General features: G+C 38.9%; 13 protein-coding genes. 8 read left to right on the forward strand and 5 right to left on the reverse strand.

Features of this window, described 5'->3' with window-relative positions; genetic code table 11:
- Positions 1-72: 72 nt before the first annotated feature.
- Positions 73-1,095, forward strand: coding sequence for an AraC family transcriptional regulator (locus AC0JIQ_RS02890; RefSeq protein WP_336938819.1), 1,023 nt, complete (start codon positions 73-75; stop codon positions 1,093-1,095).
- Positions 1,096-1,130: 35 nt separating this feature from the next.
- Here the strand turns inward: AC0JIQ_RS02890 and AC0JIQ_RS02895 are convergent, their stop codons facing one another.
- The gene (locus AC0JIQ_RS02895; protein WP_474202578.1) at positions 1,131-2,462 is read right to left on the reverse strand and encodes a Na+/H+ antiporter NhaC family protein; all 1,332 of its coding nucleotides are present in this window, start codon (positions 2,460-2,462) and stop codon (positions 1,131-1,133) included.
- A 276-nt stretch (positions 2,463-2,738) separates the two neighbouring features.
- Here AC0JIQ_RS02895 and trpA point away from each other — a divergent pair, with 276 nt between their 5' ends.
- The 5 genes from trpA (at position 2,739) to AC0JIQ_RS02920 (ending at position 7,839) form a co-directional block, all read left to right on the forward strand.
- A complete protein-coding gene (trpA, locus tag AC0JIQ_RS02900) occupies positions 2,739-3,542 on the forward strand; it encodes a tryptophan synthase subunit alpha (RefSeq protein ID WP_004664768.1) in 804 nt (267 codons plus the stop codon).
- A complete protein-coding gene (gene accD / locus AC0JIQ_RS02905) occupies positions 3,539-4,435 on the forward strand; it encodes an acetyl-CoA carboxylase, carboxyltransferase subunit beta (RefSeq protein ID WP_004664767.1) in 897 nt (298 codons plus the stop codon). Before trpA ends, accD begins: the two co-directional genes overlap by 4 nt.
- The gene (folC, locus tag AC0JIQ_RS02910) at positions 4,432-5,718 is read left to right on the forward strand and encodes a bifunctional tetrahydrofolate synthase/dihydrofolate synthase (protein ID WP_474202579.1); all 1,287 of its coding nucleotides are present in this window, start codon (positions 4,432-4,434) and stop codon (positions 5,716-5,718) included. Before accD ends, folC begins: the two co-directional genes overlap by 4 nt.
- Entirely contained in the window at positions 5,709-6,815 is a 1,107-nt protein-coding gene (locus AC0JIQ_RS02915) for an SPOR domain-containing protein (RefSeq protein WP_474202580.1), read from the forward strand. Before folC ends, AC0JIQ_RS02915 begins: the two co-directional genes overlap by 10 nt.
- An 88-nt stretch (positions 6,816-6,903) precedes the next feature.
- The gene (locus AC0JIQ_RS02920; protein ID WP_474202581.1) at positions 6,904-7,839 is read left to right on the forward strand and encodes a DUF6929 family protein; all 936 of its coding nucleotides are present in this window, start codon (positions 6,904-6,906) and stop codon (positions 7,837-7,839) included.
- 154 nt (positions 7,840-7,993) lie between these two features.
- Here AC0JIQ_RS02920 and AC0JIQ_RS02925 read toward each other — a convergent pair whose 3' ends face one another.
- The 3 genes from AC0JIQ_RS02925 to AC0JIQ_RS02935 form a co-directional block, all read right to left on the reverse strand.
- Entirely contained in the window at positions 7,994-8,581 is a 588-nt protein-coding gene (locus tag AC0JIQ_RS02925) for a dual specificity protein phosphatase family protein (protein WP_474202582.1), read from the reverse strand.
- 1 nt (position 8,582) lies between these two features.
- Positions 8,583-9,392, reverse strand: a complete 810-nt coding sequence (locus AC0JIQ_RS02930) for an MBL fold metallo-hydrolase (protein ID WP_474202583.1) — start codon at positions 9,390-9,392, stop codon at positions 8,583-8,585.
- Positions 9,393-9,692: 300 nt separating this feature from the next.
- A complete protein-coding gene (locus AC0JIQ_RS02935; protein WP_004664755.1) occupies positions 9,693-10,328 on the reverse strand; it encodes a peroxiredoxin in 636 nt (211 codons plus the stop codon).
- A 337-nt stretch (positions 10,329-10,665) separates the two neighbouring features.
- Between AC0JIQ_RS02935 and secA the strand changes: the two genes are divergently transcribed.
- Both secA and AC0JIQ_RS02945 read left to right on the forward strand, forming a co-directional pair.
- Positions 10,666-13,401, forward strand: coding sequence for a preprotein translocase subunit SecA (gene secA, locus AC0JIQ_RS02940; protein ID WP_474202584.1), 2,736 nt, complete (start codon positions 10,666-10,668; stop codon positions 13,399-13,401).
- Between the two features lie 146 nt (positions 13,402-13,547).
- Entirely contained in the window at positions 13,548-13,922 is a 375-nt protein-coding gene (locus AC0JIQ_RS02945; protein ID WP_005214358.1) for a hypothetical protein, read from the forward strand.
- A 55-nt stretch (positions 13,923-13,977) separates the two neighbouring features.
- Here the strand turns inward: AC0JIQ_RS02945 and lpxO are convergent, their stop codons facing one another.
- Complete coding sequence (lpxO, locus tag AC0JIQ_RS02950) at positions 13,978-14,883, reverse strand: lipid A hydroxylase LpxO (RefSeq protein ID WP_474202585.1); 906 nt, start codon at positions 14,881-14,883, stop codon at positions 13,978-13,980.
- Between the last annotated feature and the right edge of the window lie 107 nt (positions 14,884-14,990).

Here is a 14,990-nt window from a genome sequence, read left to right on the forward strand (position 1 = left end):
GTCCGATGAAATGTTTTGACAGTTACAGCCAAGTTTTATACAAATAACGACAGATCAGGATGAGATCGGCATATGTCAGTTAAAATTATTATTGGATACCTACGATTATTTAATCGTGTTTTACAACAAGAACAAATTGATTTGTCTAAAGTTGTTGCGCCTGAGCTTTGGCAAGCTTTTCATACTTGCTTGGAAAATCCAGATGAGCATGATTTTGATGTCGAACGTTATGCATTGCTTTTGCAATCGGCACAAGCTTATTTCCCTCGACCGATTACATTAGTATTGGCTGAACATGCCAATTTGCAAGATTTGGGTTTAATGGGTTATTTGGCTTCAACCAGTTTAGATCTGCAACAAGCGTTACAGCTTTTACAACGTTATTATTCTTTGGTTTTTAAACAGACCAATTTAGAACAACTGAATGTTCAGCAGTTTTCTGATTATATTCAAATTGTTTGGGGAGCATCCTATAGTGATTATAGGGAAATGTATGAGCTAAATCTGGCGCTGATCTTTAAAATTTCTCAGTCTATTGTGCAAGATGCCCTCGTTCCGCCACAGATGATTCAATTTGGTTACGCACCACATACAGCTTTATATCACTTTGAAAAATTTTATGGTTGTCCGATCCAAATTCAAGCTGGGCAATATGCAATTCGCTTTTCAAATCAAATTTTAAAAGCAAAAAGTATCGCGGCAGACCAACAATTAAACTATGTACTCTCGACTCAAGCGCAGCAATCATTGAATAGCATTACTTCTTTTGAGATTCAGCAACAACAGTTCCGTCAAAAAATACAAACGCATATTGAACAAGGACTTTTACAGCAAGAGGAACTACTGCTCAGTTATGTTGCTAAGCGTTTGCATTGTTCAGAACGAACATTGCAACGTCAACTCAAAACCTATCAGCTTAATTTTCAAGATATTTTAGATCAGTATCGTTTGGAACAAAGTAAATTGTATTTGCAACAAGGGAAATCATTCTCTGAAATTGCTGAACGCTTGAATTATGCAGATCAAAGTGCGTTTGGGCGAGCGTTCAAACGCTGGACAGGAATTACACCCAAGCAGTTTTTAAAATCTCTTTAACTTTAAAGCAAACTAAAGAGATTTATGGATTGCTTTTAGCGTGTTTTTAAACGTGGATAATTAAAAACAATTGCAAGGATTGCGCACACTGCGAGAATCCAGCAATAGTAGATATTGCCAATTAGTTCAACTGGCGAAAGTTTGGCAATTGAACAAGCAAGCAGTAATTGAGCACCGTAGGGAATAATCCCTTGAATTACGCAAGAAAAAATATCAAGTAAAGCTGCACTTCGCTTAGGGTCAACACCATATTCTTTTGCTACTTCACGTGCCATATCTCCAGATAAAATAATCGCAACGGTATTATTGGCGACAAATAAATTTGAGAATATGACCAGAAAACTAATGCCTAATTCACCTGCACGCTGTTTGCCAAATTTGAATAGACGCGTAATCGTATAAATATGTTGAATAAGCCATTGCAAACCGCCTTCTTTTTGCATCAGTGTAGACAAACCACCTAACAACATGGAAAGTAATGCCACCTCAAACATGCCAACAAAGCCATCATAAATTGAGTTATTGAGTTTTAATAAATCAAATTCAGGTTTTTCAATAAGACCAATCACACCTGACAAAATAACACCAATCATTAATACAGCAAGTACATGTAAGCGTGTAAAGGCAAGAAAAAAAACAGCTAAATAAGGCAAAATAAGCAATAAATCATAAGGTTTTGATGCAATTGACTCTGTTTGGTGACTCATCATTACATAAAGCATTAATGTAATGATTGCGGCAGGAAAGGCAATCCACACATTCACCCTAAATTTATCTCGAAGTTCAACATTTTGGCTACGTGTGGCAGCGATCGTTGTATCCGAAATCATAGATAAATTATCACCAAACATAGCGCCTCCCACCACTGCACCTATGGCATAGAGAGGTGCTATCTCTGTTGCTTGGGAAAAACCGAATGCAATTGGTGCACAAGCTGCGATGGTGCCCATAGACGTTCCCATTGCTGTTGCAATAAATGCAGCAATAATAAATAACATGGGTAACACAAATTCAGGCGAAATCAGCGAAAGTCCCATCTGTACTGTCGCATCGACACTGCCTATGGCACTGGAGACACTGGCAAAAGCACCTGCCAACATAAATACCATAAACATTAAAATCAAATTTGGATGACTAGCGCCTTGTAGGAATTCTTCAATCGCCGTATTTAGTTTCTGTTTATAAAGTAGTAATGCCAGAATAACAGCTGGAATCGCGGCAATAGGTGCTTTGACTTGATAGAATGCAAATTCTGTCCCGATCATTGAATGATAGAGACCACTCCCGAGAAAGATGATCAAAAATACCAATAGTGGTAGCAAAGCAAGGGGATTGCTTTGTACTTTTTCCTGAGTGTGGGCAGACATAAAAATAAAAAGAAAACTTAAAAATTGCGGGTAGTATAAAGGAGCTGAGCTCATTTCTAAAATCAGCCTCGATGAAGCTAAAATTAGGAAGCTTTGATCATTGAGAAAAAGCTGAAAATATAGATAAATGTAGCAGGGCAGTTGTAAGTAGCAACATTCACTGTTGCAATCACGTCAAACTCTGTTCAATGAACAAAAAATAGCGTTACAATGCGGTGTTCTTGTATGACTACAAACAACTCCTCAATTTATATAAATCAAGGAAAGCATAATCCTATGTCACGTCTTGCCACTCGTTTTGAACAGCTTAAATCTCAGCACCGTAAAGCGCTTGTTTCTTATGTTATGGCAGGAGATCCGCATCCACAAGTCACAGTTCCACTGCTTCATCAAATGGTTGAAGCAGGCGTTGATGTGGTTGAGTTGGGTTTACCATTCTCAGACCCAATGGCGGACGGTCCAGTGATTGCCCTAGCTGCTGAACGTGCTTTAGCAGGTGGAACGAGCACACTCGATGCTTTGAATATGGTGAAAGAATTTCGCGAAAAAGATCAAACGACACCCGTTGTTTTAATGGGGTATTTAAACCCTGTTGAAGTGATTGGTTATGAAAAGTTTGTTGCTTATGCGAAAGATTGTGGTGTTGATGGTGTACTTTTGGTGGACTTACCGCCTGAAGAATCAAAGCAATTTGGTGATGTCTTAAAACAAAATGAGATGGATCAAATTTTCTTACTTGCACCAACATCAACAGATCAACGTATTCAGCATGTTGTAAATCAAGCCAGTGGCTTTGTTTACTATGTGTCGTTAAAAGGTGTGACAGGTGCAGCAACACTAGATACCTCTGAAGCAGCAGCTCGTATTGCGAAAATTAAGAGCATGACCAACGTTCCTGTTGGGGTTGGTTTTGGGATTAGTGATGCAGCTTCTGCAAAAGCAATGGGTCAAGTTGCTGATGCCGTAATCGTAGGAAGTGCTTTCGTTAAATCTTTTGCGACATTGCCAGCAGACGAAGCTGTGCAACAGACGGTGAATAAAGTGAAGGAGCTTCGAGCCGCGCTCGATGAGTTAGTATGAGTCAAGAGTTAACAGCAGGGAAGGTTCTGAACCCATCAACGCCTTGGACAGAGCGTCAAGTACCTGGTATTCAAGTTGCGAATGAACAACAAACATTCAAAGCAACATTTACGGAACCAACCATTGAATGCCCTGAATGTCATGCCTTAGTAACACGTACGGCAATGTCATTTAATGCCTATGTATGCCCACAATGCGATGAGCATTTGCGTATGCGCGCACGTGATCGTTTGAATTGGTTCTTTGATCAAGTCAATGCAGAGTTAGGTCAAGAATTTAGCGCGAAAGATCCATTGAAGTTTGTGGATAGCAGACCTTATCCAGAGCGTATGCGTGAAGCACAAGATAAAACAGGTGAAACTGAAGCGTTAGTTGTAATGCAAGGTTCATTAAAAGGTTTGGACTTGGTGGCTTGTGCATTTGAGTTCGATTTTATGGGTGGTTCAATGGGGACCGTTGTTGGTGATCGTTTTATCCAAGCGGCAGAACGAGCAATTCAACTACACCAACCGTTAATTTGTTTTGCTGCTTCAGGCGGTGCTCGTATGCAAGAAGGCATGTTGTCTTTAATGCAAATGGCACGTACTTCTGCTGCGATTCAAAAAATGAAAGAAGCCCGTGTTCCATATCTTGTTGTATTGACTCATCCCGTCTATGGGGGAGTAACCGCATCATTAGCGATGTTAGGTGATGTACATATTGCTGAACCGAAAGCGATGATTGGTTTTGCAGGTAAACGCGTCATTGAACAAACAGTTCGCGAGAAGTTAGAAGAACCGTTCCAACGTGCAGAATATTTGCTTGATCATGGTGTGGTCGATCAAATTGTTCATCGTCATGCATTACGTGATACTGTATATCGACTCGTAGCTAAACTGATGAATTTACCTTGAAACTGGACGCACCACATTCTACAGATACATTAACAACATGGCTCGATTATTGGGGCCATGTTCATGTTACAGGCATTGATTTAGGTTTGGAGCGCGTAATTCCCGTTGCTGAAAAGTTGGGAGTTATGCAACCTCAAGCAAAAGTTTTTACTGTGGCAGGAACGAATGGTAAAGGCTCAACAACAACGACACTCGCTGCAATTTTAAATGCACAAGGTTATAAAGTCGGGTTGTATCAATCACCGCATATTTATCGTTTTAATGAGCGCGTAAAACTTGCTGGGATTGAAGTTGATGATCAAAGCTTAGTTGATGCATTTGTATTGGTTGACCAAGCTCGTCGAGAATGTGGTTTATCATTGTCTTTTTTTGAAGCAACCACTTTGGCTGCTTTTCTTATTTTTAAACTAAAACAATGTGATGTCTGGGTACTTGAGGTTGGCTTAGGTGGCCGTCTGGATGTCGTGAATGTGATTGATCCTGATATTGCCGTGATTACCAATATTGGTTTAGATCATGTCGATTGGTTAGGTGACACGATAGAAAAAATCGCCTTTGAGAAAGCAGGGATTATTCGTCCGAATATTCCAGTGGTATTTGCTGGTCAACAACAATTACCCCAAGCGATTCAAGATAAAGTAGCTGAAACTCAAGCAGATCTATATGCGCTGAATCGAGATTATTTTTATCAACTCAATGATGACGGTCAAACATGGTCATTTGCATCGTCAGGTACAACGCTAAAATTGCCAATTGGTCAGCTTGCTTTAGACAATATTTCTACAGCCGTGGCTGCTGCTTTAGTGAGTGGCGTAGAGATTTCTCAAGCATCGATTGCAGCGGGTATCCAGCAGGCGCGTTTGCAAGGCCGTTTTGAAATACGACAAATTCAAGATAAAACAGTTATTTTTGATGCTGGACATAATCCACATGGCGTCGAATTTTTATTGAATCAGTTGCGAAAATTCTTAAAATACAATAAACAGTACACAGATGTTGTCGCAGTATTTTCAATGCTGGCAGATAAAGATATCTCGTCTGTCACCGATTTACTAAAAACAACAGTAAAAGATTGGTTTATTGCTAGTTTAAATGTACCTAGAGCAGCGCCATTGCATCAATTACATGATGCATTACAAGGTCAACAGGTATATGAGTACGGTAATATCCAGCAAGCCTTTGAAGATGTGCTGAAGCAAAGTAATAACAATCAGCTGATTTTAGTCTGTGGATCGTTTCATACCTTAGAAGCGGTTTGGGAGTATTTAGAACAATGTCAATGAATAACAAACAACGCTGGATGGGAGGCGTTGTTCTATTGGGTGGAGGTGTTTTATTGGCAGCATTACTCCTTAAAGGTAATGACGAAATAGGACATGACAAAACACAAACGGCAATTGCACACCCAATTCCTAAAACAGAACCTAAAACTCAAACAGCTCAATCGACCCAAGAAGGTGAAATGGTTTCGTTACAACCATTAGCCGTAGATGTTGAGACTGAAAAAAGATTGCTTGAAGAACAACGCCGTTCTCGTGAGAAAGCGGTTGCTGAACAAGAAGCACGTGCAGCTGATTTTCTAAAAATGCAACAAGAAGCTGAAGCTGCTGCTGCGCGTAAAGCAGCAGAAGAATATGCTGCGATTAATGCACGTCGTCTAGCTGAACAAGAAAGTTCTGATAACATTCCACCAGAACTTGGTGAAGATGATAAAGCTAAGACACAACGAGCGACTGAAGAAAAAAATAAATTAGATGAAAAGAAAAAAGTAGAACAGCAAAAAGCAGATCAGCAGAAAAGTGATACGGATAAAAAGTTAGCGGAAGACAAGCGCAAGGCTGAAGCCGAAAAAAAGTTGGCAGAAGAGAAGCGTAAGGCAGAAGCTGAAAAAAAGGCTGAGGAAGATAAACGTAAAGCTGAAGCAGATAAAAAAGCGTTAGAAGAAAAGCGTAAAGCTGAGGCAGATAAGAAAGTTGCCGAAGATAAACGTAAAGTCGAAGCTGAGAAAAAAGCAGCTGAAGAGAAGCGTAAAACTGAAGCTGAGAAAAAATCGGCTGACGAGAAAAAGCGTAAAGCTGACGCTGAGAAAAAAGCCGAAGCTGAAAAGGCTCGTGATCTCATGGAAAATGGAGATAAAAAGTGGATGGTACAAGTGGCATTGGCTGCCAACCAAGCTAATGCAGATGCAGTTGTATCTAAATTGCGTGCCAAAGGCTATAAGGTTACAACAAGCCCGACTTCAAAAGGAATTCGTATCATGGTTGGACCATCGAAGGACCGAGATGTTGCAGATGCCGCACGTAAAAAAATTACCTCTGATGAAAGTTTAAATATGAAATCAGCGTGGGTGATTGATTGGGTTCCACTTGATCAGCGATAACAAAAGATAAGCGATGAGATCAAAGCCGGCAAGCGTCTGGTTTTGACCTCGTTACAAGTGTTCTATTTCTGCGGGCAGTGAGTACAATATGAGTAGCGGCTTTAAGATATTAGAACACTTTATATTTTCAGAGGATTCGAGTGTTAGTGCACTTTCTGGCGTGGCTTGTGTGGGAGATGATCTCTACTTGGTTGGAGATGATGTGGGTTACTTACTCAAAACCGATCGAAAAAATAACATCAATCGTGCGACTAATTTTGAAAAAATTCCATTATTTGAACAGCCTAAACATACGACACTAACGATATTTAGTAAAAAAACTAAACCAGACTTTGAAGCGCTTAGCTGTATTCGCTTTGATGGACAACCTCAATTATTAGTAATGGGTTCAGGTTCTACAGAAAATCGAAAAAAAGCATTATTGTATAATCCAGCTGATCATCAGGTTCATGTTCTACTTGATACCTCGGATTATGATTTTTTAGAACATTGTTTGGCGTTGACTGGTGGCGCTGATCTCAATATAGAAGCAGTTTGTTCTGATCAAAACAATTTATACATCTTTCAACGTGGCAATATTAATCGTTTTCATGGTGTTTTAGTCTTTGATTTAATAAAACTTCAAAATGGAAAATCATTAGAAAGTTCGCTGAAAAATTCATTTAATCTGACATTACCAGAGCTTGAAGGGGCAGTAAGTGGTATTTCTGATGCTTATTTTCTGGTGGAGAAAAATCTAATTATCGCCACCGCTGCGGTTGAGCAAACATTAAATACTTATGATGATGGCGCAGTGCTAGGCAGTTTTATTTTAATTTTCTCACCAGAGGGTAAAATTTTATATACACATTTGATTCAGGATTCGAAAGGACAAACTCTTGCTATTAAAGTAGAAGGAATTACATGGCTAGAGTCGACATCTGATGGTGAGGTATTTTTATTGATCACGGATAGCGATGGCGGTGATTCTGAAGTTTTTAAAATATTACTTAGCAATTCTGTTTTTGCCAATTCTTCAGGTTAGTTCGTATTTCTTAACTTACCATTCAGCTTATAAAATTAGGTTTTTTAAAGCCCAATAAAAAATGCATAAAACCCAAAAATTAAAGAAACAAATCTTACACGTCCAACATCTATCTCTCTAAAAATTGGATTTAATCTAAAGCTCATCTCGCAATTTAAATAGCTGCTGGATTCGAAAGTTGTTGTTGAATCCATTTTACATTTTCAGGGGTGAAAAGATGGTCAATATTTTTCCAAATGATATGATAGCCGTATCCTCCTTGTTTCATTTCTTTAACCGCATCTTCAATTGCCCAATGCTCAAAAATAATTCGATACATCGCAATTGTGGCACCAGTTCGATCTGAGCCATGATAGCAATGCACTAAGATTTTCTGGTTTTGTTGTTTAGCAGTTTGAATAACACGCATTGCTTCTAACAAGTCTTTACGATTGATTGCCCAAGTATTGATTGGAATGTGTACCAGATTAAAAGGCTGATCTTTTAAAACTTTGGCATCTTCATTTCTAGCTCTCAAATTGATAATCGTATTAATTTGATGAGCTTCAAGGCTTGGGATCAAATCAATACTCGGCTGTTCGCTACGAAAAACATCTGAACTAATTTGATAAAAATTATGGGTGTTAGAAATAAGAGTTCCCCAATTTTGAGGACGTTGGTCTTTTTCTAAACTTGAGTGTTGCATACACCCTGAAACATTAAGCGTTGATAAAAGAACAACGGTGATAAGCGCTTTTTTCATGTTATTGATAACGATCAAATTCAACAGGATCATGCGCACAAATTAACTCAATACTCGGTTCATGTTGAGCGAGATATTGTAACTGTTTAAGGTTATGTAACCTTTGTTGATTATCTTCTGCCAATAAACGTTCAGTAAGATCTAAGGCTCTCAATTTGTTTTTTGGATTGAGTTCTAAATGGGTGTAATACGCATCACCACAGAATAAAATCCAGCCTTCAGTTTTTTTAATTGCAATACCACAATGTCCAGCAGTATGACCAATCAATGGAATCATCAATATTTCATCTTGGAAAAAAGGAAGACCTTGAACCCTTTTTAAATTAAACCAAGCTTCACCATTTGTATGCTCAGCAAAATTCCAATGACGATGTTGTTTAAATTGTTCAGTTTTATAACGAAGTTTACCTTTGGCTGTTAATGTCTGCGTTGCATTAAACTCAGAAGCTAAAATATGCACGGTTGCATTAGGAAAATCTGAGATACCACCTGCATGATCAAAATCAAGATGTGTGACAAAGATATGTTGCACATCTTCAGGGCGTAAGCCTAATTTTTGAATTTGTTCGATGGCACTTAATTTGAGATTGGGCACAATCGAACCAAATTGAGTCAGTAATGAACCTAGACGTTGTTCAGTGTGCAAATAGTCCTGTGTACCCAAGCCTGTATCAATTAAAACCAGACCTCGATCAGTTTCAATTAGTAGGCAATGACAAACTAGATGTGCTTTCCAGCCTTTTTGTCCAAATAGGGGAGCACAAACAGGGCAGAAGCTTCCGCAATGGAGATGATGGATGTTATAAATCATCGTGATTGTTATTCTATTTTGAAGAGAATTATTTTTATAACGTATCGACTAAAAAATACCAACAAATTTTTATTTTGCGATTTAAAAAGCCTATCGGGTCGATAGGCAATAGAGTTTATTATTCAGATTCAATAGTTTTTTACTGTTCGACTTATGTTCGTAAAAAGTATTGTTTGTTTCATGTACGACGCACTTCGTTTGTCTTGCACTGCGCTTGAAGCCTTTCGTCGGCTTCAATCTTTTAACTCACAGCATAGCTGTTTCGACTTGCGTTCGTAACGAGCGTTGCTCGTTTGATCCTCACTCAGGTTGTGGTGTTAAACGTAGATAAGGTTTCACTGCGGTATAGCCTTGAGGAAAGCGTTGTTTAATTTCCTCTTCATCTTTCAACGACGGTACAATGACGACATCTTCACCATGTTGCCAATTTGCAGGTGTTGCGACTTTATGTTTATCCGTTAGCTGCAATGAATCAACCACTCGTAATACTTCATTAAAGTTACGACCTGTTGAGGCTGGATAAGTAATAATCAAGCGGACTTTTTTATTGGGATCAATAATGACCAGTGAGCGAACAGTTAAGGTCTCACTCGCATTTGGGTGGATAAAACCATATAGTTCTGAAACTTTACGATCTTTATCTGCAATGATTGGAAAGTTGACCGTAGTATTTTGTGTTTCATTAATATCTTGAATCCAGCTTTTATGGGATTCAACATCGTCGACTGAAAGCGCAATTGCTTTGACGCCACGTTTTGTAAATTCATCTTTCAGTTTAGCGGTAAAGCCAAGCTCAGTGGTACAAACTGGGGTGAAATCCGCTGGATGTGAGAATAAAATGCCCCAGCTGTCGCCTAAAAATTGATAAAAATCAATATGACCGTCGCTAGAGTCTTGTTGGAAATTCGGGGCGATATCACCTAAACGTAATGTCATTTAATTAGTCCTCAATACATTATTGATGTTTTATGTGTGTATTTAATATGCAGGAATCACTTTATAAATAAAATTATTGTTTTTTCATTTTGTTATGAGAATTTAAGATAATTGAATGTAGCGAAGCTAAAAAATTGATCATAAATTCACACGCAAAGCGATGTAAGTTAAATCCAAATTTGCTACATTAACGCTCTTTAGTTGTGTGATGTCAGAATCGCCTCGCAGTTTTTTTACCTGTTTGGATGCAAAGCCCTTGTAGTTCTTATTTCTGACTCCATAATAACAGCTAAGAAAAAATTACTTATTTAAACAAACAGGATTAGAGAGTTTATTCATGTTGGCAAGTCTGATCGGAGGTATCTTCGGTACAAAAAATGAGCGTGAGCTCAAACGCATGCGTAAAATTGTTGAACAAATTAATGCGCTTGAACCGACGATATCTGCTCTTAGCGATGCAGACCTCTCTGCAAAAACTCCAGAATTCAGACAGCGTTTTAGTAACGGTGAAAGTTTAGATAAATTGATGCCTGAAGCCTTTGCAGTCTGCCGTGAAGCAGCAAAACGGGTTATGGGTATGCGTCACTATGATGTGCAGTTGATTGGTGGTATTACCTTACATGAAGGTAAAATTGCTGAGATGCGTACAGGTGAAGGTAAAACCCTCATGGGTACTTTGGCTTGCTATCTTAATGCATTGAGTGGTCAAGGTGTTCATGTGATTACGGTGAATGATTACTTGGCACAACGTGATGCTGAGCTGAATCGTCCGTTATTTGAGTTTTTAGGTCTGAGCATTGGCGTGATTTATTCAATGCAAATGCCGGCCGAAAAAGCTGAAGCTTATTTCGCCGATATTACTTACGGTACCAACAACGAATTTGGTTTCGATTATCTACGTGACAACATGGTATTTTCTCTACAAGAGAAAAAACAACGTGGCTTAAGCTATGCGATCATCGATGAAGTTGACTCAATCTTGATTGATGAAGCACGTACACCACTCATTATTTCTGGACAAAGTGAAGATTCATCTCATCTGTATCAGTTGATTAATAGTATTCCGCCAACATTACGCCCACAGAAAGAAGAAAAAGTGGCTGATGGCGGACATTTCTGGGTAGATGAGAAACAACGTTCAGTTGAAATGACGGAAGTCGGTTACGAGACAGTTGAACAAGAATTAATTCGTATGGGATTGTTGGCTGAGGGTGAGAGTCTTTACTCAGCGACCAATTTGAATTTGGTTCACCATGTTACTGCTGCAATTCGCGCGCATTACTTATATCAAAAGAACGTACATTATATTATTGGCGTAAATCCACAGACTCAAAAAGAAGAAGTCATTATTGTGGATGAAAGTACTGGTCGTACTATGCCGGGTCGTCGTTGGTCTGAAGGTTTACACCAAGCAGTTGAAGCCAAAGAGAACATGGAAATTCAACCAGAAAACCAAACTTTAGCAACTACGACTTTCCAAAATTATTTCCGACTTTATAAAAAGCTTTCAGGTATGACGGGTACAGCAGATACTGAAGCCGCGGAAATGAAAGAAATTTATGGTTTGGATGTGGTATTAATTCCAACGCATCGTCCAATGGTACGCCAAGATCATAACGATTTAATTTATTTAAATCGTAATGGTAAATACAATGCCATTATTGAAGAGATCAGTAATATTCGTCAAAAAGGTGTTGCGCCTATTTTGATTGGTACGGCAACGATTGAAGCAAGTGAAATATTATCTTCAAAACTGCTGCAAGCAGGGATTCATCATGAAGTTTTGAACGCAAAACAACACGAGCGTGAAGCAGATATTATTGCGCAAGCCGGTAGCCCAAATGCAGTCACGATTGCAACCAACATGGCGGGTCGTGGTACGGATATTTTGCTCGGTGGTAACTGGAAAGCAAAACTTGCCAAAATTGAAAATCCTAGCCCTGAAGACGAAGCTCGTTTACAGGCACAATGGGAAAAAGATCACGAAGATGTCTTAAGTTCTGGTGGTTTACATATCATCGGTTCTGAACGTCACGAATCTCGTCGTATTGATAACCAGCTCCGTGGTCGTGCAGGTCGTCAAGGTGACCCAGGTGTATCACGCTTCTATTTATCACTTGAAGATGATTTGATGCGTATCTTTGCGGGTGATCGTGTTGTTGCGATGATGCGTGCAATGGGCTTGCAAGAAAATGAAGCCATTGAGCACAAAATGGTGAGTCGTTCGATTGAAAATGCACAGCGAAAAGTTGAAGCACGTAACTTTGATATTCGTAAAAATCTATTGAAGTACGATGATGTAAATAATGAACAGCGTAAGATTATTTATACTCAACGTGATGAGGTATTGGCTGAAAGTACTTTACAAGACTATATCGAAGAAATGCATCATGAAGTGATGAAAGGGGTAATTGCTAACTTTATTCCACCTGAATCAATTCATGATCAATGGGATATTCAAGGTCTAGAAAATGCACTACGTACAGATCTTGGTATTGAGCTTCCTGTTCAGCAATGGCTTGATCAAGATCGTCGTTTAGATGAGGAAGGCTTAGTTGCACGTATCTCTGACGAAGTAATTGCACGTTATCGTCAACGCCGTGAGCAAATGGGTGATGAGTCAGCTGCAATGCTTGAACGTCACTTTATGTTGAATTCACTTGATCGCCATTGGAAAGATCATCTAGCTGCGATGGATTATTTACGTCAAGGGATCCATTTACGTGGCTATGCTCAGAAAAATCCTGAGCAAGAGTATAAAAAAGAAGCGTTTAATTTGTTCGTGAATATGTTGGGTATTATTAAATCAGATGTTGTAACTGATTTATCTCGCGTTCACGTACCAACAGCAGAAGAGTTAGCTGAATTAGAAGCTCAGCAACAACGTCAAGCTGAATCTATGCGTCTTTCTTTTGAACATGATGATGTTGATGGTTTAACAGGTGAAGTGACGATTTCTGAAGAGACTGGTAGCTTGTCTGGAAATGCAGTATTTCCAGTGCCAGAAAGCCGTAATGCGCCATGCCCATGTGGTTCGGGTTTAAAATATAAACAATGTCACGGTAAGATTTAAAATTTTGACTTAGTTTATATTTAAGTAAAAAAGCAGAGCATTCGCTCTGCTTTTTTACGAGAAGTAACTTGTGTCTAGAGCAACTTTGTAGTTTTATTATGAGAATTATCCTCCTTAATTGGATTCGCATTAAAAGCGGGAAGACAATGAAAAAGCCATTACAACTTTTAATTTTAGCGAGTGCTGCATTATCTGGCGTTGCACTTGCAGACAACGTTCCTCAAACGACTACGGTCGATAAAGTGCTTGCAGCAAAAGGAGCGACTACTGCTGAGGCACAGGTTAAACGTGAAGTTACCACCGTGATTAGTCCACGTACAGGTATTCGTTATACTCTAGGTGATACAGGTAATCGTCCAATCGTGTTGCAAACTGCGGCAATTGCACCTGCAAATTCTGCCAATATTAATCGTATCGTTGCATCTAATCCTGCTTTATCAGCAAGAAGCCAAGAGAAAGCAAAAGTTGCTTTAATCGGTGAAGCGGCAGTGCAAACGGCGAGTGCTCAGCCACCCAAATAAATATTTAATGTCAAAAAAAAGAGATGCTCAGCATCTCTTTTTTTATAAAAACTGATTATAAAAAGCTAGGTAAAAGTATTAGACCAATAATAATGCCGAATAATAACCATTTAGACACATAGTACAAACGACGATTACGTTGTTTTAATTCACGACCATAGGCGTGTACAGCATAGCCATATTTGAAGATGCGATTAATGAAACCAGTTTTATCTTGATCATCATTGGGTGAACTTGCAGCAGACATTACGTTTCGTCCGAACCAATGATTTACTTTCTGTGCCCAACCCCATTTCATTGGACGTTCAATATCACAGAATAAGATAATACGTGTTTGATCTGTTTGATTATGTGCCCAATGGACATAAGTTTCATCAAAAACAGTTGCTTCACCATCTCTCCAAGAATAACGCTCTTGATCGACTTCAATGAAACAGTCATCGCTATTCGGTGTGACTAAACCTAAGTGGTAGCGAACAGAACCCGCATAAGGGTCACGATGTTTACCAAGATAGCTACCAGATGGTAATTCAGTAAACATGGCTGCTTTTACTGAAGGAATACTTTCCAACAGCGCGACTGTTTTAGGGCAGAGTTGTTGTGCTGATGGGTGGCTATCTTGATACCATTTCAGATAAAAGCGTTTCCAGCCACGTTTAAAAAAAGTATTAAAACCAGCATCATTATTTTTTTCAGAAGCTTTAATTTGATTTTGAAGTTGGATCGCTTCTTCTCGAATCACTTGCCAGTTATCTTGTAATGGTTTCAGTTCTGGGAACTGCGCCACATCAAAGAACGGTTGGTTTGGCAGTTTAGAGAAACCAGTCATAAACATGTTAACTGGGGCTAGGAATGTAGAATGGTCGAATAATTGTCGAGATGCTTTTAATCGTTCCTTGCCACGATAATAAGTGTATAGGAAGCTGAATAAAAATACGGCAACGATAATCACTGCGTACATAAATACAGTCGTCTAAAAAATAGGAGTGAAATATTTTAGCACAAAAAATATTTCACAGAATGTTGTTGTCAGATCAACAGTAAATGGCTTGAAATGACAAGATCAGT

This window comes from Acinetobacter sp. FB, from assembly GCF_056033405.1.

Bases quoted from the DNA above. Each gene is read 5' to 3' on its own strand.
- AC0JIQ_RS02935 (WP_004664755.1), bottom strand. From the start codon at position 10,328: ATGACATTACGTTTAGGTGATATCGCCCCGAATTTCCAACAAGACTCT.
- AC0JIQ_RS02890 (WP_336938819.1), top strand. From the start codon at position 73: ATGTCAGTTAAAATTATTATTGGATACCTACGATTATTTAATCGTGTT.
- lpxO (WP_474202585.1), bottom strand. From the start codon at position 14,883: ATGTACGCAGTGATTATCGTTGCCGTATTTTTATTCAGCTTCCTATAC.
- trpA (WP_004664768.1), top strand. From the start codon at position 2,739: ATGTCACGTCTTGCCACTCGTTTTGAACAGCTTAAATCTCAGCACCGT.
- AC0JIQ_RS02925 (WP_474202582.1), bottom strand. From the start codon at position 8,581: ATGAAAAAAGCGCTTATCACCGTTGTTCTTTTATCAACGCTTAATGTT.
- AC0JIQ_RS02915 (WP_474202580.1), top strand. From the start codon at position 5,709: ATGTCAATGAATAACAAACAACGCTGGATGGGAGGCGTTGTTCTATTG.
- accD (WP_004664767.1), top strand. From the start codon at position 3,539: ATGAGTCAAGAGTTAACAGCAGGGAAGGTTCTGAACCCATCAACGCCT.
- AC0JIQ_RS02945 (WP_005214358.1), top strand. From the start codon at position 13,548: ATGAAAAAGCCATTACAACTTTTAATTTTAGCGAGTGCTGCATTATCT.
- AC0JIQ_RS02920 (WP_474202581.1), top strand. From the start codon at position 6,904: ATGAGTAGCGGCTTTAAGATATTAGAACACTTTATATTTTCAGAGGAT.
- AC0JIQ_RS02895 (WP_474202578.1), bottom strand. From the start codon at position 2,462: ATGTCTGCCCACACTCAGGAAAAAGTACAAAGCAATCCCCTTGCTTTG.
- AC0JIQ_RS02930 (WP_474202583.1), bottom strand. From the start codon at position 9,392: ATGATTTATAACATCCATCATCTCCATTGCGGAAGCTTCTGCCCTGTT.
- secA (WP_474202584.1), top strand. From the start codon at position 10,666: ATGTTGGCAAGTCTGATCGGAGGTATCTTCGGTACAAAAAATGAGCGT.